Source organism: Pseudomonas sp. FP2300 (assembly GCF_030687595.1).
GTDB lineage: Bacteria > Pseudomonadota > Gammaproteobacteria > Pseudomonadales > Pseudomonadaceae > Aquipseudomonas > Aquipseudomonas bijieensis.
This window is the reverse complement of record NZ_CP117440.1, coordinates 781277-803214: the sequence shown is the minus strand read 5'-3', so window position 1 is coordinate 803214 and position 21938 is coordinate 781277. Positions and strand designations below refer to the sequence as shown.

Genomic DNA, 21938 nt, shown 5'->3' with positions numbered 1-21938 from the left:
ATCTGGCATCAACCTACGAAGGGATTTCGCCGTGCGCTGGCTCAGGATTGCCATAGGCCTTACCGTCACCCTGCTGACGCTGCTCTGCATGCTCCCGGCCCAGGCCGCGCCAGGCAGTGGCTGGGCGGTATTGCTCGACGAACAGGGCGACCTGACGCTGAGCGACATCCGTTCTGCCCGCTACACCAATCAATTCAGCCCCATCGACCTGGATCGCCTCAAGGCCGCCGAGCCCGGCGGAGCATTGTGGCTGCGTTTCCGCCTGGCCCCCGACAGACACGAACAGATCCTGCGCATCTTCGCGCCCGACCTGTCACGCCTGAACCTCTATGTGCTGGACGGCGACACCCTGGTTGACCAACAAGTCAGCGGCAATGCCACGCCGCACACCGAACCAGCGGTCCCCAGCAGCGACTTCATGCTGCCCCTGCCGCGCAGCGACAAATCACTGGACGTCTACCTGCGACTGGCCTCGCGCCATGAACTGCGCCCCTACGTGACCTTGCAATCGGCGGTCGTGGCGGCGGCCGATCAGAACCAGACGCTGATCTACGGGTTGCTGTTCGGCTGCATCGCCATGCTGATCCTGCACAACCTCACCCGCTATGCCTACACTCGCTCACGCAGTTGCCTGTGGCTGGCAGCCTGTGAAGGGCTGCTGATGCTCAGCCTCGCGTTGCTGCTGAACCTGGCCGGGCCCTGGTTGCCTGACTGGCCTGCGGTCCAGACGCCAGGAGCCTACCTGGCCTTGCTGCTGACGGCGCCCTGCGGCCTGATGTTCGCCTACCGCTTCTTCGCTCCCCTGGGACCGCACCCATTGAACCGGCTGCTGCTGGGGGACATTGTGTTCGTCATGCTGTGCTGCCTGCTGCTGTTGTTCGTCAACACGCTACCGCTCAACATCATGACTTATACCCTGGTGGCCCTGGCCGGCCTGAGCATGCTGTTCGTCAGCGCCTGGCACTGGCAAAAGGGCTACCGCCCGGCCCGGCTGTTCGTCGCGGCCATGGTGGTCTTCAACCTGGGCACGCTGATCATCCTTCCGGCGCTGCAAGGGCTCACGGAAGTTCCTCCCCAGGGCTTGATCATCACCCTGTTGATCTTCATCTGCATCAGCGGCCTGTTGATGAGTGTCGCCCTGGGCGAGCGCCAACGCTCGATCAACGAAAGCCGGTTCAGCATCAGCCGCGACCTCGCGGCGAGCAATGCCGAAATCAATGCCAAGGCCGAGTTCCTGGCCAAGATCAGCCACGAGATCCGCACCCCGATGAACGGCGTGCTGGGCATGACCGAGCTGCTGCTGGGCACGCCGTTGTCGGTCAAGCAGCGCGACTACGTGCAGACGATCCACAGCGCCGGCAATGAACTGCTGACCCTGATCAACGAGATCCTCGACATTTCCCGGCTCGAATCCGGGCAAATCGAGCTGGACGACGTGCAGTTCGACCTCAATGCACTGATCGAGGATTGCCTGAGTATCTTCCGCGCCAAGGCCGAACAGCAGAATGTCGAGCTGATCAGTTTCATCCAGCCCCAGGTGCCGCGAGTGATCAGTGGTGACCCGACACGGCTGCGCCAGGCGCTGCTGAGCCTGTTGGAAAACGCCCTGAAGAAGACTGACGAGGGCGAAGTGCTGATCGTCGTCGCCCTCGACGAGCGCAGCAATCAGCCGCGCCTGCGCATCGCCGTGCAGGACAGTGGGACACCGATGGACGCTGAAGAGCGCGACACGCTGATGCACGCCGAGCTGCACAGCAAGAATTTCCTTTCGGCCACGCGCCTGGGGGGTAACCTGGGCCTGGTCATCGCCCGCCAGTTGATCATCCTGATGCACGGGGAATTCGGCATCAAAAGCGGCAGCAACCAGGGCAGTACCTTATGGCTGACCCTGCCCCTGGACCCGGATCGCCTCGAACATCCGACTTCCGACCTCGATGGCCCGCTGCAAGGAGCGCGCGTGTTGATCGTCGACGACAACGACACCTGCCGCAAAGTGCTGGTGCAACAGTGCAGCGCCTGGGGCCTGAACGTCAGCGCGGTGCCATCGGGCAAGGAAGCCCTGGCGCTGCTGCGTACCAAGGCCCACCTGCGCGATTATTTCGACGTGGTGCTGCTGGACCAGAACATGCCGGGCATGACCGGCATGCAACTGGCGGCCAAGATCAAGGAAGACCCGAGCCTTAACCACGACATCCTGTTGATCATGCTCACCGGTATCAGCAACGCGCCGAGCAAGATCGTGGCGCGCAACAGCGGAGTCAAGCGCATCCTCGCCAAACCGGTGGCCGGTTATACCCTCAAGACTACGCTGGCGGATGAGCTGAACCAGCGCAACAGGGGCCAGGCGACGAATGTACAGGTGAATGCCGGTCCGCCCATGCCGGTGAAGGTACCGAGCGATTTCCGCATCCTGGTGGCCGAGGACAACAGCATTTCCACCAAGGTCATTCGCGGCATGCTCGGTAAGCTCAACCTGCAACCCGACACCGCCAGCAACGGCGAAGAAGCCCTCAAGGCCATGAAGGAACAACGCTACGACCTGGTTCTGATGGACTGTGAAATGCCGATCCTCGACGGGTTTTCCGCCACGCAGCAATTGCGCGCCTGGGAAATGGGCAACCAGCGGACCCGCACCCCCGTCGTGGCGCTCACCGCGCATATCCTGGCCGAACACAAGGAACGCGCCCGCCAGGCCGGAATGGACGGGCACATGGCCAAGCCGGTGGAGCTGTCGCAATTGCGCGAGCTGATCGAGCACTGGGTGGCCCAGCGTGATCAGCAGAACAGGTCGGCGGCGCACACATCCTAGGCGGCGACATGGCTGTCAGCGGGCCCCGCCGCTCTGTTCAAAGTTCCAACGCATGCAGATGTCGGACTGTCTCGCTCATCACCGCGGCGGCGACTTTTTCTCTGAACGTCGCGTAGTGCAGCGTGCTGAATGTAATGACCGCCATTTCCTCCTGGCTGCTTTCCACCACGTCCTCTATCGGCCAGAACAGAAATCTCGAGACCGTTCTGCGGGTGCGGAACTGCTTGTGGTAGAGGCCTATTTCTATTCTCCCGGAAGACTTGGACGTGCAAGGGATCACCTGGAAGCATCCCGTGTCACGCAGCAGGCTTGTCCTTTCGAATACCTCGAGCGCATCGGGATTACGCCTCAGGGTTCCTAACGCCTGGCTCGCCTGCCGGGAAAAACGTTCATCGAATGACCGGGATATTTGCCGCGAAACGCTATCAACCATCAATCCCTGCCCCGCCCGCCCGGCACTGACAGGACGCGCCGAATCCCATCCCAGATACCTGAGTTTATTCTTGTAATAGTCGAACCAGTTGCCGACCAAACCGTCCTTGTAGGCCGAACGTGTTGCCAATTGCGCGTACAGGTTGCTCAGGTAGATATCCTCCCGATCCTGGAAGGACAGCCCCTCATCGAATGACACGATACTCCCGCCCACCACGGCAGCCGCCGATGTGCCGCTGTGGCGAAGCAACTGCCCATCGGTCGATCGCCCCCCCATGTCATTCATAAAGACACAGCCCCCGTTACCTCAGGCTCGACCGCGTCGGAAATATCGATGATGTTCTTGGCGGCCTTATCCCCCAGCTTCTTGATAATGGCATCGCGAACGGGCGCATAAAGCGCATCGGACAAGTTCGCCTGGAAGCAGCGCAGTTGAATATCACCCGGTACAGGACCGGTGGAAAAAAGCGACCCAAGAGGATTGGTCGTAATGTGCCCAGTCTCAAACTCCACGCAAACACTGTTCAGCACAGGCCCCCGCTGGGCCAGGATGACTTGCAGCCTGACCCTGCACGCAGGCTCCGGGGATCTGGTGCCTTGAACCCACTTGCACAATCGTTCAATGGCCGGCAAGGTGCAGGGCAATTGAGCGACACGATTCAACAGGCGCGTGAATTCAGTCACTTTAGTTTGGTCAACATATGTACCCAGTCGTTTTTCCACCCAAGTCATCATGGTGCATGTCGAAGAAGCATCGAGTGTAAAGTTGTCCCACGCTACCGCCTTCTGCAACCAACCCGTCTGTAAGACCTCCCGATATGCCCCGTACCATTCATCCAGTGACGTAAGAGCCGGATACTTCTTGTCGGCTACCAGCTGCGCAAACAATACCGAATTCATTACATCGCACTTCTCCTGCTCCAGCATATCCGCTGATAACAAGACAACAGCCCCGGCGTTGATAAAAACCGAACAATGATCACTCATTATAGTTACCTGATTCGCTAATGGATGGCGACCACTGTGTAGTCGCCAAAAGATCAAACGAGATTAAATCTCGTAGTCTTCGATCTTTTTCTGCGCACGATCACCCAACCTTGCAATGATGGTGGCTCGGGTACGATTAATAATTGACGGCACCATGGTCATATGACATTCGCCGCGATACAGATCGACCGAACTGCTGTCCCAATTCACAAACAGGACTTTGGTCTGATTCGTCCGATTAATGAAACGCACGGCCCCCAATGCCATGATGACTTCACCGTGTGGGGTTTCGTGGCAGGTCGCCACACCAAAACCACCCGCACCGGTCTCCCTGATATTTTGATCAAAGAGTTGAAGTGGCTTGTCACTGCTTTGCAGCGCAGCTATTGCGTCACCTGCCACTTTAAGCATCAGTGCCGACGTTGGCCCAGGAACAGCGGCGGCAGCCACGGCCGAACCCAGGATCCTCAACACCAGTTGATCCATCTTGAAGCTCCTGCCCGACGCCGCGACTGTGTCGTAATAGCGTTGCAGGATCGTCCAGCCGCAGTCTTGCATGACTTGCAGAAAGAATTGATACCACTCTCTACCTTGATCTTCCCGTGGATACGCCCTGTTCGCCGCCAACGATGCATACAGATAGGAATGCTGGATATCCGCCTGATTTTGCTCAGTCATTCCCGAGACGAATGCCAGGATACTTTCCCCGACAATCGAAGCGCGATCCGGCTTTTCCACAGCCGCTTTATACCCGACAGGATTGATTGCAACAGTGCGCGAAGAAACAACTAAATTTTCCGGCATGATTTCATAACTATTCAGCCGATCAAGACGATCAGCCAAGGTTAAAACCGAATCAAACTTAACACTCATAGATATATTCCTTATTTAATTAAGGTCCTCCATGGACCCCGGGGACAACATGACTCAAACCCACTCCGAACAACAACTGCAAAACTGTAACGGCACATAATTTCTGCGACACTTCGCTTCTCACAATAAAGCGAAGTTTTCGGCACTTAAAAATTTCACGTTCACGGGCGAGCCGACAGACACCCCCAGCGCCTGATAAACTCCACGGCAATTTCATTCGTCGTGAGCTTCGACCATGCTCCATGTGCTGTTCAGCGTTTACCTGAAGATGTTGGTGCTCTACAGCCCTTTCTTCGTGTTGTCGTGTTTTATCGGCCTGACTCGCGGCTATTCACGCAAGGAACAACGTCGCCTGGCCTGGAAGGTCGCGACCGCGACGCTGGTATCCAGCGTATTGCTGTACCTGTTCGGGCGAGTGATTTTCAGTGTATTCGGCATCACCGTGGACGCGTTCCGTATTGGCGCCGGCAGCGTGCTGTTCATTTCGGCGCTGGGCATGGCCCAAGGCAAGTCGGCCGTCCAGACCGACAGCGTTCAGCAGGACGTGACCATCGTCCCGCTGACCATTCCGTTGACCGTCGGCCCAGGCACCATCGGCGCCCTGCTGGTGATGGGCGTGAGCCAACCGCACTGGGACGACAAACTCATGGCCATCATCAGCATCGCCCTGGCCAGCTTCACCGTCGGCGTGGTGCTTTACCTGTCCAGCCGCATCGAGCGGATCCTGGGCGACCAGGGCTTGCAGATCGTCAGCCGCCTGATGGGGCTGTTTGTCTGTGCGCTGGCCGCGCAGATCATCTTTACCGGGGTCAAAGGCTATCTGGTGCCGTAATCAACCCACCTCATTGGTTTCCACCGCAGACGACACACTCAGCGCCTTGAGCGTGATACCGCTCTCGGCGTCCTGCAAGGCGTCCAATCGCTCTATCAGGGTCGAAACGGCATAATGTCGATTCCCGCCAAAACTGAGCAGGACTTCCCCACGCATGTTGATATCTGTCGCATACACCTCACGAACAATCACACTGTGCCCACTGACCGGATCAATGATCACCAGGTGTTCCTGGACACGACTGAACAACAACTGATCAGGCTCATCCAGGCTCCAGAGCAATTTGCCGGGGATTGTCACCGCACGGCCCAGGGCATGCCGGCAGTCGAGGATGACCGACTTGACCCGCAACCAGGCCGCTTTTGACAGCCGGTAACTCACCGCACCTTGCCCCATGCGCAAAATCAGGGTCGTGACATCGTCGGGCATCAGCGCCAGCAGATCATCGATCTTCATGTCCTGGCCCTCGACGACCAGCACCTCGCCTTCGCGCTGGACATAACTGAGTGGCCCCACATGCCCCGCCTCCGGCAGGGTCAACAGCTTTCCATTCTCGCTTTCATGAAGTAATACCTGGGTCTGGCGCTGGGTTCCCAATAGCTCGAAAGACTGCGCAATCGCGGCCCTGGGAACTCGGATCATACGTCCGGTCTTGGCGACGAACCACGTCAGGCTACCGGGCTCCTCCACCGACAGCAGTGCGCCGTGAGACGACTGGGCCGCCAATTGCCTGAGCCCCTCTTGCTCCCGGCCATCTTGAGCGACCAGCCATTGATGAGTGACACCAGTAATCGAGGCCGGCTCCTGGTCTCGTAACGCGACCACCACCCCCTCGAATGTCACGCCACGCAGCCCCACACCTTCAGCCGTCAGCTCGACAAACTGCCAGGGCGCCCATTCACGCTGCGCGCTGGGTAGCGCATCGATCTGCAGCAAGCGTGAACCCTGGCCAAAAGCCGCCTCCAGTTTCTGTGGGTCGATAAAGGCCTGGCGATAGACTTCCCCCCTCGAAACATCGAATAACCACGCCGCCTCGCCATCCGGGGTAGCGCCGAGCAGGCGTACTTCCTTTGCAGGGCCCAGCTCAGCCAGTAACAGCCTGTTGCCGACGTACCAGGCACATAATTTGGCGTCGTCGTTGAAGTTGCTCAAACCGATAAGGGCAAATTGCTCGCTCGCCGATCTCCGGGCCAACGACTGCAATGCCAGCCACCAATGCCCCCGATCCTTGAACCATGTCTCGTTCACGCCGCCCAGCTTGAGGTCGCCCTGGCTCGTCAGATTTAAGAACCGGCCATCGGATGTCAGCACCACGTAGCCACTCTCGGCAGCGATCACATTCTCCAGCTTGTCGGATTGCAACCACCGGTTGGACCACTGCCCTTTGCCCGCGACCAAAGTTCGCTGCCTGCGGCACAGCTCCTTTGCAAGCCGGTCATACACAACAAACCTATCGCTGTCGTCCGCCAGCGTGAGCAGCGTCAGGTCCGTCATGTTCTTGATCGAGTCGGCCCAGCCACGGGGACGGCCGCGTCTCGACGAAGGACGAATGATCAAGCCGTCCCTGTGGCGAACCCAGGCCATGTCCCGCAACTGCGGCTCACTCTTCCAGCAGACCGAAACGAAGGGAGCCGGTTGCCAATTGACGGTGACAAAGGTGTCCTCGGTGCGAACAGACGGGACAAAGGGGTAATCGCTGCCCAGCACCTGGGACCAGTCGGCCAGTGTCTCGCTGGCGCTGAAAATGGATTCCAGCGCCGGGTCCAGATCGCGCGTGACCGAACTGAGCAGCAGTTGCCCTTCATGGATCACGTACACCAGCACATCGTCGGTCTGATCCTCGCGAGTGATGCGCTGCACGACATGAATCACCCCTTGCGCATCCGCCTCGACACGCTGGATGGTGGCGGTCGCATTCCTTGTGCTGCGCAACCAGTAACGATGGCTCAGCAACCCGGTGACCGCGTCGGCTTGCCAGATGATCAGGTCCTGTGGGTCATAGAAATAGCAGGCGCCACCTGCCACCGCGCCCAGCACCGCGTCATCGACGCCTGGTAGTTCATCACGAATGAACAGGAAACGGTCATCCTTGGCGTCATACCAGGCCGTGATGTAGCGGGGCTCTTCCGGCTTCTCGAACGGCACCAGGTAACGATGAACCGGCGTATACGGCATCACCAGGCGGTGCTGCCTGGCAAGGCTCTTGAAGTGCTCCTGCAATGCCTGTCGATCCATGCCCGCAGGCACATCCTGCTCGACAACCACAAGCTTGCCCGCCTCCACCTTGAACACTTGATTCTGGCTGATCCGCAGCAGCACGTCGTGACGCCCCGATCCAGTGAGCGCCACCTGAACGTCGCCGATGAACAGTCTCGCGTAACGCTCGAGCCGGATATCACTCTCCTGGGCCCAAGGGGCGTCCAACACCCAACTCGAGTTCAACGGGCGCGCCGTATCCAGGGTCAGGCTCACGCCGGGGTGGAGCACCAATGCACAGCGCTTGCCGGCGCCCTGGATCTCATAGGTGATTTTTCCGTGCCAATCCGGTGGCAACACGGGCACCACCAGCGAGCGATCGATGCCATCGAGCAACACCTTGATCACCGTCGGCCGGTAATCCGGGACCAGGCGATAAAGGATGTAGTCACTGGGGAACGAGTAGAAAGAAAACAGAAACAGCCATCCTCCCTGCGCGGTCTTTTTCTCCAGGCGCCGTGCCGTGTCGAACCCGATGTCATGGCGCAGACCGGCGAAGGGCAATGCCTTGTACTCGTAGCGGTAACAGGTTTGCGGCGTACAGGGCAGGACGATGGCTGCACCTGCCGGTGGCGTGAATCGGGCTCGACCCGGCAGATTCAGCTGGCGACGGATATCGATCGCCCGGTCGTAATCGTCATCAAAGGTAGGCACCCCGAAATGATCGCGCAGCGGATACAGCTTGGGGCTGTCCAGCATCAGCTCGGCGCGGGTCAGGTCCAGTGTATGAACGATCAGCGATGAACGCGGCAACCATGCGCCACCGCGGGCATCAGCCCGATAAGGCTGGAGATGGGCGGTTGCCACCTCATCGAAAAACAGCCCGACCTGCTTGGCTTCTTCGGCAATGGTGGCGAAGCCCTGGGCCAGCGCCGCCACCCCCACCGCCAACCCGCCCAGCATCACCGCAGCGCCGCCCAGCAATGCTCCAGCGGTGGTAGCGCCGGCAGCGTAGGCGCTCACCGACAACATCAGGCTGGCCGAGTCGAACGCCAGTTGGGTACCGAACTGAGCGCGTTCGACGTCGTTTTGTGCAGTCGACAACTGGTAGATGTCGAACCCGACATTCGCCAGTTGCAGCAATCCCCCGGTCGCTTCGCTCACGCTGCTTCCCACTGCGGTCTTGACCACGGGCGCGACGGTTTGGGCAATCAGTTTCTCCTGGGCCAATGCCTGTCGAACCAGGCCGACCAGGCCAGCGATATCGGCCACGTTGCCATGCACCAATTGCGCGTAATTGACATAGGCATGCAACCGGACCGCCAGGCTCAGGGGCCGACCAGGCCCTTCTCGGCCTCGCAAGGCGTTCATCAGCGCTTGTATGGCGAAGCCGGCGTTCAGGGTGTGGACGCTGCCCGCCTCGGTCGGATCGCTCGCTACGGAGGGTCTATTGGCCAAGGCTGAAAAACGTTCCGAGAGGTAGTTTTTTATCCGCAAGAGTCGAGGGTCGTCCGTGATGGCCCGTACCAACTGTTCCGGGTTCCCAGGATCGATCAGGCTTATCCGGTACGACCCGTTCGTCATGACCTCCAGGGTTTCGAACAAAGGCACAAGGTGAGGGGCCAGCTGATTTTTCTGCTGGAGGCCGCTGGTCACGTGCTCGATCTGCTGGCCCCACCAGTGACCATCCAGCGCCAGCAGGCAGTTGCCCAGCCGCGGATTGCTCTGCAGCGACTGCCCACGAGCGTTGATCAACCGCTGCCTGACAGGACGTTGCAATTGGCCGGGCAACGCTCCGGGTTGCAGCAGTTTCGCGACCTGGACGGCACCCGCCAATGTCACCTGTGACACCCGCGCGCCGTCCAGTTCGATCAGGTCGAACGTCGGGCGAACCGCATCGCCATACGCCGCGTAATGACTGGCCATATTCTGCTGGAGGAAGAACTGCTCCAATGCCTGCCTGAACCGAGTCGAATCCTCGAATTCGAATACCCCAAAATTCGGATCGTAGAAGTGGTAAGTACCGCGCTCGCCCTCCCAGGTCTTGGCTACCAGCATGGCGTGATTATCGGAGTTGAGCATCAGTGTGCTGGTGGCTGTCCTGGCTTGCAGAATGTCCACGACTGCATTCAGGTCCGAGCGTGCCAGTGCACTGCCGACATCGCCGATCTGCACCTCGCGCAACGACTCCACGCACTGCACGAAGGTCGCCGAATCGCTGGCCTCTGGCTCGATAACCCCCAAGTAAAAGCGCTCGCGCAGGGTATTGACCGCCGCCTTGCCCTCCGACAAGGCAGCCGCCATTGCCAGGGCCAGGGGATAACAACGTCCGCCGACCCTATCGCCCTCACCCTGGAGCAGTAAATCCTGGGGCACCAGCTTGATCGTGTCGGCTCCGAAATCGTCCAGGACGGTACCGAGGTGCTCCACGATCCGGACACGGTATTCCAGTTTCGCCACCTGCCGGATGCGAGCCACCTGCCGACCCCATTGGCGCAGTGTCAAAGGCTGTTCCAGCGCGGCTTTCTTCAGCCCCAAGGCAGTTTCGTCATGCCCTGGCGGATCATCGGTAGCGCTGGCGAGCCCGGCCAGGAAGGCTGGGGCCTTATGTTGATACAACGCCTGTTCGATCGTCGCGTAACGGCCAGCGGTGCCATGGGCGGCAAGGTTGTTGGCGAGGTTATCCAACTGCGGGCGAACCGCGTCGAAGCTGCGATTATCCAAGGTCTTCGCACCCGTCAAGGCGCCCAGCAGCAAGCGTTGCAGGGGGCTCAATTGCGCGGCTTCGAAACGCCCTTCGGCGAGTTGCTTCAAGAGCTCGGCGATGGGCAACTGCCGCGTCTTCGCGTCACCCAACGAAGCAGGCGGCAACACGTCGACGCCTTGGGCGAGAATCACCTGACGCTCATCAAAGCCCAGCGGTATGGCCTTGTCGAAAGTCACCACGCCGTCATGGCTCCGACTCATGCTCTGCTTGAACGGCTCACCCAGCTCATCGGCCAGGTGCTGCACCAGGTCGGTGGACAGTACATACCGCCCCTCGATCACCGGCCAGCCGTCATCGAATTGGAGAGTGCGGTACTTGAGCAGCTCAGCCAGCTCACCCGCATAACGAACCTTGAACTGGCCCGTTTGCCAACGTTCAATCTCATCGCTGAGCCACTGCCGGGTGTCACTCTGATTCTCTTTCCAGGAGTGATCCAGTTCCTCCTCGGTGGCGCCATTGACGGTGCCGACGGCGGCAATGGCAGCCTCCTCCCGCCACTGCTCAGCGGTTTGAGGCGTAAAGTGCGTGTTCAGGTATTGCGCCATGCCCTCACGCATGGCGCCAGGCCCGGTCAGATAAATCGTCCCTTCGCTCTGCGGACGGATGCCGTCGCTGTAGTAAGTGGCGGCCGCCTCGACCAGAAAAGCCGCGCCCATTTCCGCTTCCGGCGGCAGCTCATGGAACGCACCGAAAACCTGCGTCGCAGCCTGCCGCGCCAGACCACTCATGGCCTCGACATCGGTGAGGGCCACGTTTTGTTCATCCGCCAGGCGAGCGGTGGCATCGACAATTGCATAATTGCGCCTGAAGCGCTCGAGCACGGCGTTGAGCATCGCCGCCCCTGGGTGGGCCATCAGGAAGGCGTTGCTCAACGAATTTCGTACGGTCACGGCTCGCAGCTCGTACGGACGAGCCAGGCGCTGCGCCGGCGGGCAGAAAACGCGGTTCAACTCGGGTCGGCTTTTGGCGAAACGCTCGAGTGCATCGCGATGCTCGGCCGGGATCGCACTGGAATAATCCGTGTACTGGCCCCGCAATGCCTGACGGCCCGGCATCCATTCGGGATTTCGATCGAGCAGCAACTGCAACACGCCCAGGCGTGCGTCGGTCTTGAACCCGCGAATGTCCACCTCGCCCAGCTTGTCCAACAACGGCGGCAGGTGATCGATATCGACGTAGCTGCCACCCTCGCTGAGCAAGGCTTCGACCCGCACGATATCGGAGCCGCCCGCCAACATGCCGCGCAGGCTGATCTCGCGTTCGTAGATATCCCGCAAATGCAAGGGTGCCTCACCAATGGCAACATCGCGCAGTATCAGGTCGCTGTCAGCCACGGCCATGAGACTGAGGCGGTTATCGTTCACCAAGGCCTTCAGCCGTGCCTTATCTTGCCCATAGGCCCGAACCAGCAAATCGATTCTCGCGTCGTCGGCGCTGCCGCCGCTTTCCACCACCTTCTTGATATGGGCGTACATCTGTTGTTTGAGAACAATGGCGCGCTCTTCATAACGGTCGCCCAACGCCAACGCATCGCTACTGGCCTGTGCGCCATTGAGCATGGCATCGGCCTTGGCGGCTTCGACAATGATTCGGTTGGTTTCATGGGCCAGCAGCGCGTCGCTGTCGTACCAGAGGCTGAGACGATAGCCCTCTGCGCCCATTACTTTTTTCCAGACATTGATGTAGTCACGCTGAATCGCCCCGACGCCGCCGCCGAGCCAGACAAAATGCAGGTTCTTCGGCACCTCGGTGGCGGGCAGTTTCAACTGTTCGAAACTGTAGTGCAGACGCGTTTCAAACCCTTCTATCTTGTTATACGTTTGCACCAGGTCCGCAGCCCTGGCGTCCTCTGATTTCAACGGCCCTGTCGCACGACGAGACCGGCTACTTCCCCGCAAAGCGCCTACCGCTTGTTTGAGCAACCCCAACGGTTCCAACATGCGCGGCGAATCCAGCAAGGTGATACAACCGAAGTAATACCGAAGCACCGCATCATATTGTTCGGAGCCCTTGTGGGAAATTAATGCCTGTTCGAGATCCTTGAGTTTTAACAACCCCACAAAATCGACGTAGTTATCCGCCGATGAAAACTTGGATTCACTCATAAACAACACTTCCATTTATTGTATAGAGATAAGAAAAACTTCACGCATCCATGCGCGAACAGGCCATTGGGAGCCTGCGGCCTAACCAAATGATGAGCATCAACTCAGGCAACAATTATTCCCAATGGGCTGGATAAAAACATAACGGTCATTGACGCGCGGCTCAACTAACAAGGAATTCAATAAGTTTCCAACCAGCAGGAGTTCAAACTTTTTTCTTCACCGCTTAATAAGCGCAGCGCTAAAAAGTTTTTATATAAGCAATCATTGAACAGACTTGCCCATGTAGAAGCCAGGGCATCACGAGCTCAGGTGAAGGTGGCCCGAACGGGCCACCGGGTTTGATCAAAGAGGTTTGTTGCCATACCAGCGCGGTGTGTACACCCAGTCGCCACCCTGGGCGCGTGGGAACACGCACGTGGTGGAGGAGCCGATCAGCACCATGGTGCGCATGTCCACTTGATCCGGGGTCAATGCCCCCAGCGTGGTGACACGCAACGTCTGCCCCGGACGACCGATATCGCGCCCCAGCACCACTGGCGTTTGCGCCGTGCGATGTTGCCCGACGATCTCCAGCGCCCGGCCCAACTGCCATGGCCGGGAGCGGGAGATCGGGTTGTAGAAGGCCAGGGCCAGGTCGGCCTCAGCCGCAAGAGCCAGGCGCTTTTCGATGATCGACCAGGGCTTGAGATTGTCCGACAGCGACATCACGCAGAAGTCATGCCCCAATGGCGCACCGGCCTGGGCGGCGGTCGCCAGGGACGCCGAGACACCCGGCAGGATCTGCAGGTCGACGTTGTGCCAATGGGCATCCGTCGACTCATGCAACGCTTCCAACACGGCGGCAGCCATGGCGAACACGCCCGGATCGCCGGACGACACCACCACCACGGAGCGGCCCTCGGCCGCCAGTTCGAAGGCATGTCGGGCCCGCTGCATCTCTTCGCGGTTGTCGGTGCAGTGTTGCACCTGATCGGCCCGAAAGGGCCCGGCCATGCGCATGTAGGTTTCATAACCGAGCACATCGGTGGCACGGTCGAGCTCGGCGCGCACCGCCGGCACCATCAACTCGGCGGCGCCCGGGCCAAGGCCGATCACCGCCAGGCGCCCGCGCGCACGACCAATCTGCTGCGGATCGAGGGGTTGCGCGGTCACGGCGATGGCATGGCTGCCCATGACCTGTAGCGACGCCGGTTGACCGAGGGCATCGCTCAACCACGTTTCGAGGTTGCCATTGGCCGCGGCAAAACGCAGCGGCACCCCCAACGCCGAAGCCGTTTCGTGCAGCTCGGCACGGGCCATGTCACTGTCCGCCGCCAACAGGCACGCCAGCGACTGCGGCGCGAGGCTGGCCTGCTCCAGTATCGCGCCGATGTCCGCCGACGCCCCTGCACTCAACGCCACCAGCACATTGCGCGGATAAATACGCAGTTCATCCGCCGCCGGTTTACCCGCAGCACTGTCGATACGGATCGCCAGCCGTGCCTGTTCATCCTCGGGCAACTGCGCCTGATCCAGCCATGGCGCGGCGCCTTCGATGCGCACCGATTCACCGGCCAGCAGATCGGAGACGAAACGCTTGCCTTGCTCCAGGTCGCCGAGGCTATAGCCACTCGGCGGATTGAGCAGGCAAGTGCCAAAACGCAGTTCACCGCTGGTGGTGATCGCCGGCGCGACTTGCAGCGCTGCGGCGATTTCCCGGGCCATGACATTGACCCCGCCCAGGCCGCCCAACAGCGGGACCACGGCGCTGCCATCCTCGGCCACGGCCAGCACCGGCGGCTCGACGCCTTTTTCCAGCAGCAGCGGCGCCAGGGTGCGGATGACGATACCCGCCGCGCACAGGGCGATGATCGGTGTGTCTTGCTGATAGAGCTCGCGCAACGTGGTGCCGAACTCGAGGTATTGACGATCCACCCCCTCGACCCGCCCAGCCAGGCCGTGGATCAACGCCTCGGGGTAGCGCTGTTGAATCCGTCGGGCGGTTGCCAGGCTGCCGGGGCCGAGGATGACGATGGCCGGCGTCTTGGCGGCCATCAACCCTGCCACCGTTCGCCCGGCACGATGATCAGCGAGAAGTACGGCGACGACATCGGCTCGACTTCATCCAACGGCACGATCTTCTGGTTGGCCATGGTCGCCCGTTCGACGTACAGCGCCCGCCCATCCAGGCCCAGCTCCTGAAGCACTTGGCGAACCTTGGGGAAATTGCGCCCCAGCTTCATGATCACCGCCGCGTCGGCATCGGCCAGGCGTCGCTTGAGCTCGTCATGGGGCAAGACGCCGGAGAGCACCGACAGGCTCTGGTTGCGATAGACCAGCGGCGCACCGAGCACCGAGGCCCCGCCGAGCATCGAGCACACGCCGGGAATGACCTGGGCCTCATAGCGCTCGGCCAGGCGATCGTGCAGGTACATGTAGGAGCCGTAGAAGAACGGATCGCCCTCGCAGATCACCGCTACGTCGCGCCCGGCATCCAGGTGCACGGCCAACTGCTCGGCGGCGGTGTCGTAGAAATCGGCGATCACCTGTTCATAGGACAGCGGCGCCGGCAGCGCTTCTGTGGTAACCGGGTAGACCAGCGGCAGCAACGTCTGCGCGTCCTGCAAATGCGCCTCGATGATGCCGAAGGCATTGCCCTTCTTGCCCTTGGCGACGAAGTACGCCACCACGGGCGATTCGCGCAGCAGGCGCAGGGCCTTGACGGTAATCAGTTCCGGGTCACCAGGGCCCACGCCGAGGCCGATCAGACGTCCAGGCTGCTGCATCATTCGATCTCCGTAGCGAGGGCGTTGACGGCGGCGGCGGCCATGGCACTGCCGCCGAGGCGGCCTTGCATGATCACGAACGGCACACCACGGCTGTTGGCCGCCAGCATCGCCTTGGACTCGGCGGCGCCGACGAAGCCCACCGGGAAACCGAGGATCAAGGCCGGTTTCGGTGCGCCGGCATCGAGCATTTCCAACAGGTAGAACAGCGCGGTCGGCGCGTTGCCGATGACCACGACGCTGCCCTCCAGGTGCGGACGCCACAACTCCAGCGCTGCCGCCGAACGGGTGTTGCCCAGTTCCACGGCCAACGCCGGCACGCGCTCGTCGCGCAAGGTGCAGATCACCGGGTTGTTGGCCGGCAGCCGAGCGCGGGTCACGCCTTCGGACACCATCCGTGCATCGCACAGGATCGGCGCACCGGCGGCCAACGCCTGGCGCCCGGCCGTGCCCGCGCCCTCGGAAAACTGCAGGCCGTCGATGGCCTCGACCATGCCGCAGGCGTGGATTACTCGCACCGCGAGTTTCTCCAGGTCGGCCGGAATGCGCGCCAGGTTGGCTTCGGCGCGGATGATCGCGAAGGAGTTGCGATAGATCTCCTGACCGTCGCGGATGTAATCAAGCATCAAGGGGGCTCCGGGGGCGAGCGTCGAGCCAGTGGCCGAGCGCTTCAATAGTCAGATTGTGTGCCTGCAACGCGCCGAAACCCGGCAGCGTGGCATCGCGAAAATACAGGTCGTAACGACCGGGAGCGACGGCCAGCAAGGTGGCCGGCGCGACATGGGCCGCCGCGCAGGAGCGCGGGCAGCCCGATAGATGAGCCTTCAAGGCATGACCCTGGCCTTGCAGCCGCTCGGCCAGTTGGCGGGCGTCGGCCTTGGTGTCGGCCAGGGCCTTGGCGCAGCCACTGGAACCGGTGCAGGCGATGAGTTGCGCCAGGGGCTGCTCGACCGAGCACAACAGGCCCAACCCCTCGAGCCCCGCCAGCACTTCGTCGGCATCCGCGCGGCGCACATTGGGCAGCAACAGGCTTTGCCAGGGGGTGAAGCGCAGGCTGCCGTCGCCCTTCTCCCGCGCCAACTGCGCCGCACCGCGCAGCATGGCGGTGTCGAGCCGACCAAGGGGCGCAGCGGCACCGACGTAGACGCGGTCATCGTGCTGGGGATGGATACCGATATGCAGTCCGTCGATGGACACGTCCCGCTGCCAATCGAGACAAGGTTGCAGGGGCACACGACGGGCCAACCGGGCCATGAACTCATTCATGGGGATTTCAGCCAGCAGGTGGCGCATGCGGATCTGGTCCGGGCGGGCCAGCTCGAGAAACAACTCCAGCACCGCCACCACCAGCGCATGCCCCTGGGCCAGGGGCACCCTGCCCGCCGGTTTATCCAACGGAACGCCGGCCAAGCCGAAGGCCAGCCAAGGCTCGCCATCGCGAACAAGGGCCGACAGCCATAGGTCGTGGTGATGCTCGAGCATCGCCAACGCTTCTCCACCGTCCAGTTGCACGGCGAACTTGGCCGACAACTCATGGAAGCGTTCATGGGTTTGCAGGGTGACGAGAGTCTGCGCGGCCAACGGGCGGGTGTCGAACAGCATCTGTCGGTCGATCCCGGCCGAGGGGCTGAGCATCAGGTTGCGTACGTCATCGCCGGCCGGTTTGCGAGGGCCAAGCCCGGCGGCCAGCAATGGCTCGATCAGCGCACCGTGCTCAAGGCCGATCCCACGGATTTGCAGGTTGGCCCGGTTGGTCGCCTCGATCACGCCCCCGGCAAATCGCTCGGCCACCGACGCCACGACTTCGGCCTGACCGGCCTGGATGGAACCGCCATCGAGCTTGATCCGGCAGATCCCGCCGTCCAGCGCCTGGACGACACGCAGCAACCCCGGGCAACCGGAAGGGCGTACGACGTTGGAGGATGGACATTCGTTCAAGGGCAGACCGAGATAAGGCACGCCATGACGGCGAAGGAGCGCCATTATGCCTGCTTTGCCGGGGGTCATGAAAAGCTTGCTGGTCGGATTGACGTGAGATTGCTCAAGAACACGGGCGGCCTGTTCCAATGAGGTTGTCTGTTGCTCGCGATAGCGGTCTGTCTGAAAAGCTGATGCTGAATGGACCGACGCCATCGCGAGCAGGCTCGCTCCCACAGTTTTGGTCTGGTGGTGCACAAACTCTGTGGGTCACCCAAAACCCCCTGTGGGAGCGAGCCTGCTCGCGATAGCGGTCTGCCTGAAAAGGTGATGTCGGATGGACCGCCGCCTTCGCGAGCAAGCCCGCTCCCACAGGTTTGGTCAGGTTGTGCGCAAATCCTGTGTTCACCACAAATCCACTGTGGGAGCGGGCTTGCTCGCGAAAGCGGTCTAGCAGCCACAATGATGTTGCGCCAGGCGCCTGATCCGCCGGGGCGCGGTATGATGGCGGCCCGGTTCGCGGCGGCAACGTCCTGTCGATCAACCCCATTCATTCGAGGAACAGAGATGACCCCCTGGCTGACCGTAGTGGGCATCGGTGAAGACGGCTTCAAGGGCCTGGGCCGAATGGCTCGCCATGCCTTGCTGCGGGCGTCGCACATTGTCGGTAGCGATCGGCAACTGGCGCTGCTGCCACTGTGTATCAGCGGCGAACGGGAGCTGTGGCCGAGCCCGTTTTCCCTGGAACCGCTGCTCGCTCGGAAGGGTGAGCCGGTGTGCGTGCTGGCCAGCGGCGATCCGATGTTCTACGGCGTGGGCGCCAGCCTGGCGAAACAGGTGCCGAGTGAGCAAATGCTGGTCATCCCCGCGCCCTCATCCTGCTCGCTGGCCGCGGCGCGCCTGGGTTGGCCACTGCAGGACGTGGTCACGCTGTCGTTGGTGGCACGGCCCCTGGCAGCGCTCAATGTGCATTTATCCACAGGCGTCAGGCTGTTGCTGCTGAGCAATGATCGCCACAGCCCCGCCGCCGTGGCGACATTGCTGCGCGAGCGCGGGTTCGGTCCCAGCCCCATGACCGTCCTGGAACACTTGGGCGGCGCGGCAGAACGACGGATCGAAAGCACGGCGACGCAGTGGTCCGACCCGAGCGTCGCCGACCTGAACCTGATCGCCATCGAATGCCGGGCCGAACCGTCGACACCGCGCCTGTCACGCCTGGCCGGTTTGCCAGACACCGCGTTCGAACATGACGGCCAGTTGACCAAACGCGACGTGCGCGCCATCACCCTGGCCCGCCTCGCCCCGACGCCCGGCGAACTGCTCTGGGATGTCGGCGCCGGCAGCGGCTCCATCGGCATCGAATGGATGCGCACCCACCCCAGTTGCCGAGCCCTGGCCATCGAGGCCGACGAGGGCCGCCAAGCCTTGATCGAACGCAACCGCGACAGCCTCGGCGTGCCCGGCCTGCAACTGATTCGCGGGAAAGCCCCGCAGGCTTTGGAAGGACTGGAGCGCCCGGACGCGGTATTCATCGGCGGCGGCGTCACCCGCGCGGGCGTGCTCGACGCTTGCTGGGCCCAACTCAAGCCCGGCGGTCGGCTTGTCGCCAACGCCGTGACATTGCAAAGCGAAACAACCCTCATGCACTGGCGCGAACGTCACGGCGGCGAACTGACCCGCATCCACATCGCCCAGGCCCAGCCATTGGGCGAATTCGACACCTGGCGCCAGGCCTTGCCGATCACCTTGCTCGACCTGGTCAAACCCCTCGATGCGTGACGAAACCGCCGAACAACCCGCCCCCCTGCGCAGCGGCCTGACCACCGGCAGTTGCGCCACGGCCACCAGCCTGGCGGCCGCTCGATTGCTGCTGCGCGGCACCGAAGCCGACGCCGTGGAAATCGTACTGCCCAAGGGCAAGCAAGTGCAGATGCGCCTGGAGTTCTGTCGACTGACCGAACAGGGTGCCGAGGCCGGGACGATCAAGGACGCGGGCGATGACCCGGACGTGACCCACGGCGCCCTGCTGTTTTCCCAGGTGCGCTTGATCGCCGAGCCCGGCGTGCGCTTCGTCGCCGGTCGCGGCGTGGGAACAGTGACGCGACCGGGGTTGGTGCTGGAAGTCGGTGAGCCGGCGATCAACCCAGTGCCGCGCAAAATGATCAACGACCACCTCGGCCGTCTGGCCGAGGAAAGCGGTTACGCCGGCGGCTTCGAAGTCACGGTCAATGTCGAGGGCGGCGAAGCCCTGGCGCTGAAAACCATGAACCCACGCCTGGGGATTCTCGGCGGCCTGTCGATCCTCGGCACCAGCGGCATCGTCCGGCCGTTCTCCTGCGCGGCCTACATTGCCTCGATCCACCAGGGCATCGACGTGGCGAAAACCAACGGCTACCTGCACATCGCCGCCTGCACCGGCAATGCCAGCGAAGACACCATGCGCCGGGTCTACAACCTGCCGGAAATCGCCCTGATCGAAATGGGCGACTTCGTCGGCGCCGTGCTCAAACATGTGCGCAAGGTACCCGTGGAAAAACTCAGCCTCTGCGGCGGCTTCGGCAAAATCAGCAAACTCGCCGCCGGCCACATGGACCTGCACAGCCGTCACTCCAGCATCGACCTGCCACAACTGGCCGAATGGGCCGCCGCCATCGGTGCCGATGAGGCGTTGCAGCAAGGCATTCGCCAGGCCAACACCAGCCAGCAAGCCCTGGCAATGGCCAGCGCCGCCGGCATCGCCCTCGGCGACGCGGTGTGTGAGCATGCGCTGGCCTTCGCCCGCAGTGTGGTGCCGACCCAGGTCCAGGTCGAAGTCTTCGCCATCGATCGCCAGGGCGGCATCGTTGGCCACGCCGGAGCTTTACGATGAAGAGCCTTGCCACGAAACGGATCCTGCTACTCGGTGGCGTCACCGAAGCCCTGGCCATCGCCCGCACGCTCGGACCCCAGCACATCTACAGCCTGGCCGGCATCGGTCGCATCCCCACCGACCTGACCTGCCAGGTACGCGTCGGCGGCTACGGCGGTGCCGAAGGACTGGCGCAATTCATCCGCGCCGAAGGCATCGACCTGCTGCTGGACGCGACCCACCCCTACGCCGCCCAGATCAGCCACAACGCCGCCCAGGCAGCCAGCGTCTGCGCCATCCCCTGCTGGGCCCTGCGCCGCCCGGCCTGGCAACCCCAGGCCAGCGATGACTGGCGCGAAGTGGCCGACTGGCGCGAACTGATCCAGGCCTTGCAACCCTTTCACCGCCCGCTGTTCACCCTCGGCCGCGAACCACTGCAACACCTGCACGAAATCCCGCCAGAGCAATTCTGGACCCTGCGTGCCCTGGACGTTTACCCCGGTAATGAACGCTGCGAAGTGATCGGTGCCCGTGGGCCGTTTCACATTGAGGGCGAGCGAGAACTGTTCGAACGACGGCGGATCGATGTGCTAGTCAGCAAGAACAGTGGTAGCACGGCCACTGAACCGAAACTGGAGGTGGCGCGGGATCGGGGCGTGCCGGTATTGATTTTGCGGCGACCGGAGTTGGCACGGGTGGACCGGGAGTTTGCGACTGTGGATGAGGTATTGCAGGGTTTGCGACATCTGGCCTGACAGTCTCTGGTTTGATTCCCCTGTCAAATGCTGTATCAGGATTGAGGACCGCTTCGTCGCCCAGCGAGAGTAAGCTCCCCCGTCACAACAGTACCCACTTGAAGAACTGTTGCTACTGTTAACACCAGCCCTGCGACCCTACACCGCACGTGGCCTTTTTACTTCTCAACCCCGATCAGGCTAAATACTGCCACCTGATCGCCCAACCGAGCGGATTGCCCCATGTCCCGACAACGGCTTGCATTTGCCTGGATCGCCTGCTTCGCAGTGCTGTTCAACATGCTTGCCATGCCCCTTTCCGGCAGCGGTGGCGCGATGGCGAGTGCACCGACCGAGCAAGTGCTGTGGGGCAGTTTCTGCTCCTCCAGCGGCATGAAAATGGTGGCGATTTCCCTGGGCAAATTCGAGCAGGGCACGCCGCAAAAGGACAATCATTCGACAATGCAGCATTGCTGGTGCTGCTCAGGTTCGGCGCCATCGGTGGCGCTTACCGGGCAGGCCCCACAGTTGTATCTGGATGCACAGCTGGCGCATCGCAGAATCGCCCATTCGAAACTCGACAGTCCCACACCGCGCCAGCAATGGCCGAGCCTCAACCCCCGCGCCTCGCCTCTGGTCTGATTCCTTCCGCATAACCCTGCGCCTTGAA

At 61.7% G+C, this 21938-nt stretch carries 14 protein-coding genes; 6 read left to right on the top strand and 8 right to left on the bottom strand.

Annotated elements, in window-relative coordinates:
* The first annotated feature begins 31 nt into the window (after positions 1 to 31).
* Positions 32 to 2809, top strand: a complete 2778-nt coding sequence (locus PSH86_RS03415; RefSeq protein ID WP_109752242.1) for a hybrid sensor histidine kinase/response regulator — start codon at positions 32 to 34, stop codon at positions 2807 to 2809.
* Between the two features lie 37 nt (positions 2810 to 2846).
* Here PSH86_RS03415 and PSH86_RS03410 read toward each other — a convergent pair whose 3' ends face one another.
* From PSH86_RS03410 to PSH86_RS03400, 3 genes are all read right to left on the bottom strand, one after another.
* Positions 2847 to 3527, bottom strand: a complete 681-nt coding sequence (locus tag PSH86_RS03410; RefSeq protein ID WP_305487851.1) for a hypothetical protein — start codon at positions 3525 to 3527, stop codon at positions 2847 to 2849.
* Positions 3524 to 4228 carry a hypothetical protein gene (locus PSH86_RS03405; protein WP_305487848.1) on the bottom strand — a complete coding sequence of 235 codons (705 nt, stop codon included), beginning with the start codon at positions 4226 to 4228 and terminating at the stop codon, positions 3524 to 3526. Before PSH86_RS03405 ends, PSH86_RS03410 begins: the two co-directional genes overlap by 4 nt.
* Positions 4229 to 4291: 63 nt before the next feature.
* The gene (locus PSH86_RS03400) at positions 4292 to 5101 is read right to left on the bottom strand and encodes a hypothetical protein (protein ID WP_109752238.1); all 810 of its coding nucleotides are present in this window, start codon (positions 5099 to 5101) and stop codon (positions 4292 to 4294) included.
* Positions 5102 to 5336: 235 nt separating this feature from the next.
* Here PSH86_RS03400 and PSH86_RS03395 point away from each other — a divergent pair, with 235 nt between their 5' ends.
* On the top strand, positions 5337 to 5933 hold the full coding sequence (locus tag PSH86_RS03395) for a MarC family protein (RefSeq protein WP_109752236.1): 597 nt from the start codon (positions 5337 to 5339) through the stop codon (positions 5931 to 5933).
* On the opposite strand, the gene PSH86_RS03390 is transcribed toward PSH86_RS03395, so the two are convergent.
* The 5 genes from PSH86_RS03390 to cobG form a co-directional block, all read right to left on the bottom strand.
* The gene (locus PSH86_RS03390; protein ID WP_305487844.1) at positions 5934 to 13001 is read right to left on the bottom strand and encodes a TcdA/TcdB pore-forming domain-containing protein; all 7068 of its coding nucleotides are present in this window, start codon (positions 12999 to 13001) and stop codon (positions 5934 to 5936) included. It lies immediately after the preceding gene.
* 345 nt (positions 13002 to 13346) lie between these two features.
* Positions 13347 to 15038, bottom strand: coding sequence for a precorrin-3B C(17)-methyltransferase (gene cobJ / locus PSH86_RS03385; RefSeq protein ID WP_305487841.1), 1692 nt, complete (start codon positions 15036 to 15038; stop codon positions 13347 to 13349).
* Entirely contained in the window at positions 15038 to 15769 is a 732-nt protein-coding gene (locus PSH86_RS03380; protein ID WP_109752233.1) for a precorrin-2 C(20)-methyltransferase, read from the bottom strand. The genes cobJ and PSH86_RS03380 overlap by 1 nt, the downstream gene beginning before the upstream one ends.
* On the bottom strand, positions 15769 to 16395 hold the full coding sequence (locus tag PSH86_RS03375; protein WP_109752230.1) for a precorrin-8X methylmutase: 627 nt from the start codon (positions 16393 to 16395) through the stop codon (positions 15769 to 15771). Before PSH86_RS03375 ends, PSH86_RS03380 begins: the two co-directional genes overlap by 1 nt.
* Complete coding sequence (cobG, locus tag PSH86_RS03370; protein WP_305487837.1) at positions 16388 to 17752, bottom strand: precorrin-3B synthase; 1365 nt, start codon at positions 17750 to 17752, stop codon at positions 16388 to 16390. The genes PSH86_RS03375 and cobG overlap by 8 nt, the downstream gene beginning before the upstream one ends.
* Before the next feature lie 501 nt (positions 17753 to 18253).
* Here cobG and cbiE point away from each other — a divergent pair.
* The 4 genes from cbiE (at position 18254) to PSH86_RS03350 (ending at position 21910) form a co-directional block, all read left to right on the top strand.
* Entirely contained in the window at positions 18254 to 19465 is a 1212-nt protein-coding gene (cbiE, locus tag PSH86_RS03365) for a precorrin-6y C5,15-methyltransferase (decarboxylating) subunit CbiE (RefSeq protein WP_305487834.1), read from the top strand.
* Positions 19458 to 20555 (top strand): cobalt-precorrin-5B (C(1))-methyltransferase, encoded by a 1098-nt coding sequence (locus PSH86_RS03360; RefSeq protein ID WP_163855497.1) that lies wholly within the window; start codon positions 19458 to 19460, stop codon positions 20553 to 20555. Before cbiE ends, PSH86_RS03360 begins: the two co-directional genes overlap by 8 nt.
* Positions 20552 to 21289, top strand: coding sequence for a cobalt-precorrin-6A reductase (locus PSH86_RS03355; protein ID WP_163855499.1), 738 nt, complete (start codon positions 20552 to 20554; stop codon positions 21287 to 21289). Before PSH86_RS03360 ends, PSH86_RS03355 begins: the two co-directional genes overlap by 4 nt.
* 222 nt (positions 21290 to 21511) lie before the next feature.
* Complete coding sequence (locus PSH86_RS03350; protein WP_116834073.1) at positions 21512 to 21910, top strand: DUF2946 domain-containing protein; 399 nt, start codon at positions 21512 to 21514, stop codon at positions 21908 to 21910.
* Positions 21911 to 21938: the final 28 nt, after the last annotated feature.

Bases quoted from the DNA above. Each gene is read 5' to 3' on its own strand.
- PSH86_RS03380 (WP_109752233.1), bottom strand. From the start codon at position 15,769: ATGCAGCAGCCTGGACGTCTGATCGGCCTCGGCGTGGGCCCTGGTGAC.
- cobG (WP_305487837.1), bottom strand. From the start codon at position 17,752: ATGGCGCTCCTTCGCCGTCATGGCGTGCCTTATCTCGGTCTGCCCTTG.
- PSH86_RS03405 (WP_305487848.1), bottom strand. From the start codon at position 4,228: ATGAGTGATCATTGTTCGGTTTTTATCAACGCCGGGGCTGTTGTCTTG.
- PSH86_RS03395 (WP_109752236.1), top strand. From the start codon at position 5,337: ATGCTCCATGTGCTGTTCAGCGTTTACCTGAAGATGTTGGTGCTCTAC.
- PSH86_RS03410 (WP_305487851.1), bottom strand. From the start codon at position 3,527: ATGAATGACATGGGGGGGCGATCGACCGATGGGCAGTTGCTTCGCCAC.
- PSH86_RS03375 (WP_109752230.1), bottom strand. From the start codon at position 16,395: ATGCTTGATTACATCCGCGACGGTCAGGAGATCTATCGCAACTCCTTC.
- PSH86_RS03355 (WP_163855499.1), top strand. From the start codon at position 20,552: ATGAAGAGCCTTGCCACGAAACGGATCCTGCTACTCGGTGGCGTCACC.
- cobJ (WP_305487841.1), bottom strand. From the start codon at position 15,038: ATGGCCGCCAAGACGCCGGCCATCGTCATCCTCGGCCCCGGCAGCCTG.
- PSH86_RS03350 (WP_116834073.1), top strand. From the start codon at position 21,512: ATGTCCCGACAACGGCTTGCATTTGCCTGGATCGCCTGCTTCGCAGTG.
- PSH86_RS03360 (WP_163855497.1), top strand. From the start codon at position 19,458: ATGCGTGACGAAACCGCCGAACAACCCGCCCCCCTGCGCAGCGGCCTG.
- cbiE (WP_305487834.1), top strand. From the start codon at position 18,254: ATGACCCCCTGGCTGACCGTAGTGGGCATCGGTGAAGACGGCTTCAAG.
- PSH86_RS03400 (WP_109752238.1), bottom strand. From the start codon at position 5,101: ATGAGTGTTAAGTTTGATTCGGTTTTAACCTTGGCTGATCGTCTTGAT.
- PSH86_RS03390 (WP_305487844.1), bottom strand. From the start codon at position 13,001: ATGAGTGAATCCAAGTTTTCATCGGCGGATAACTACGTCGATTTTGTG.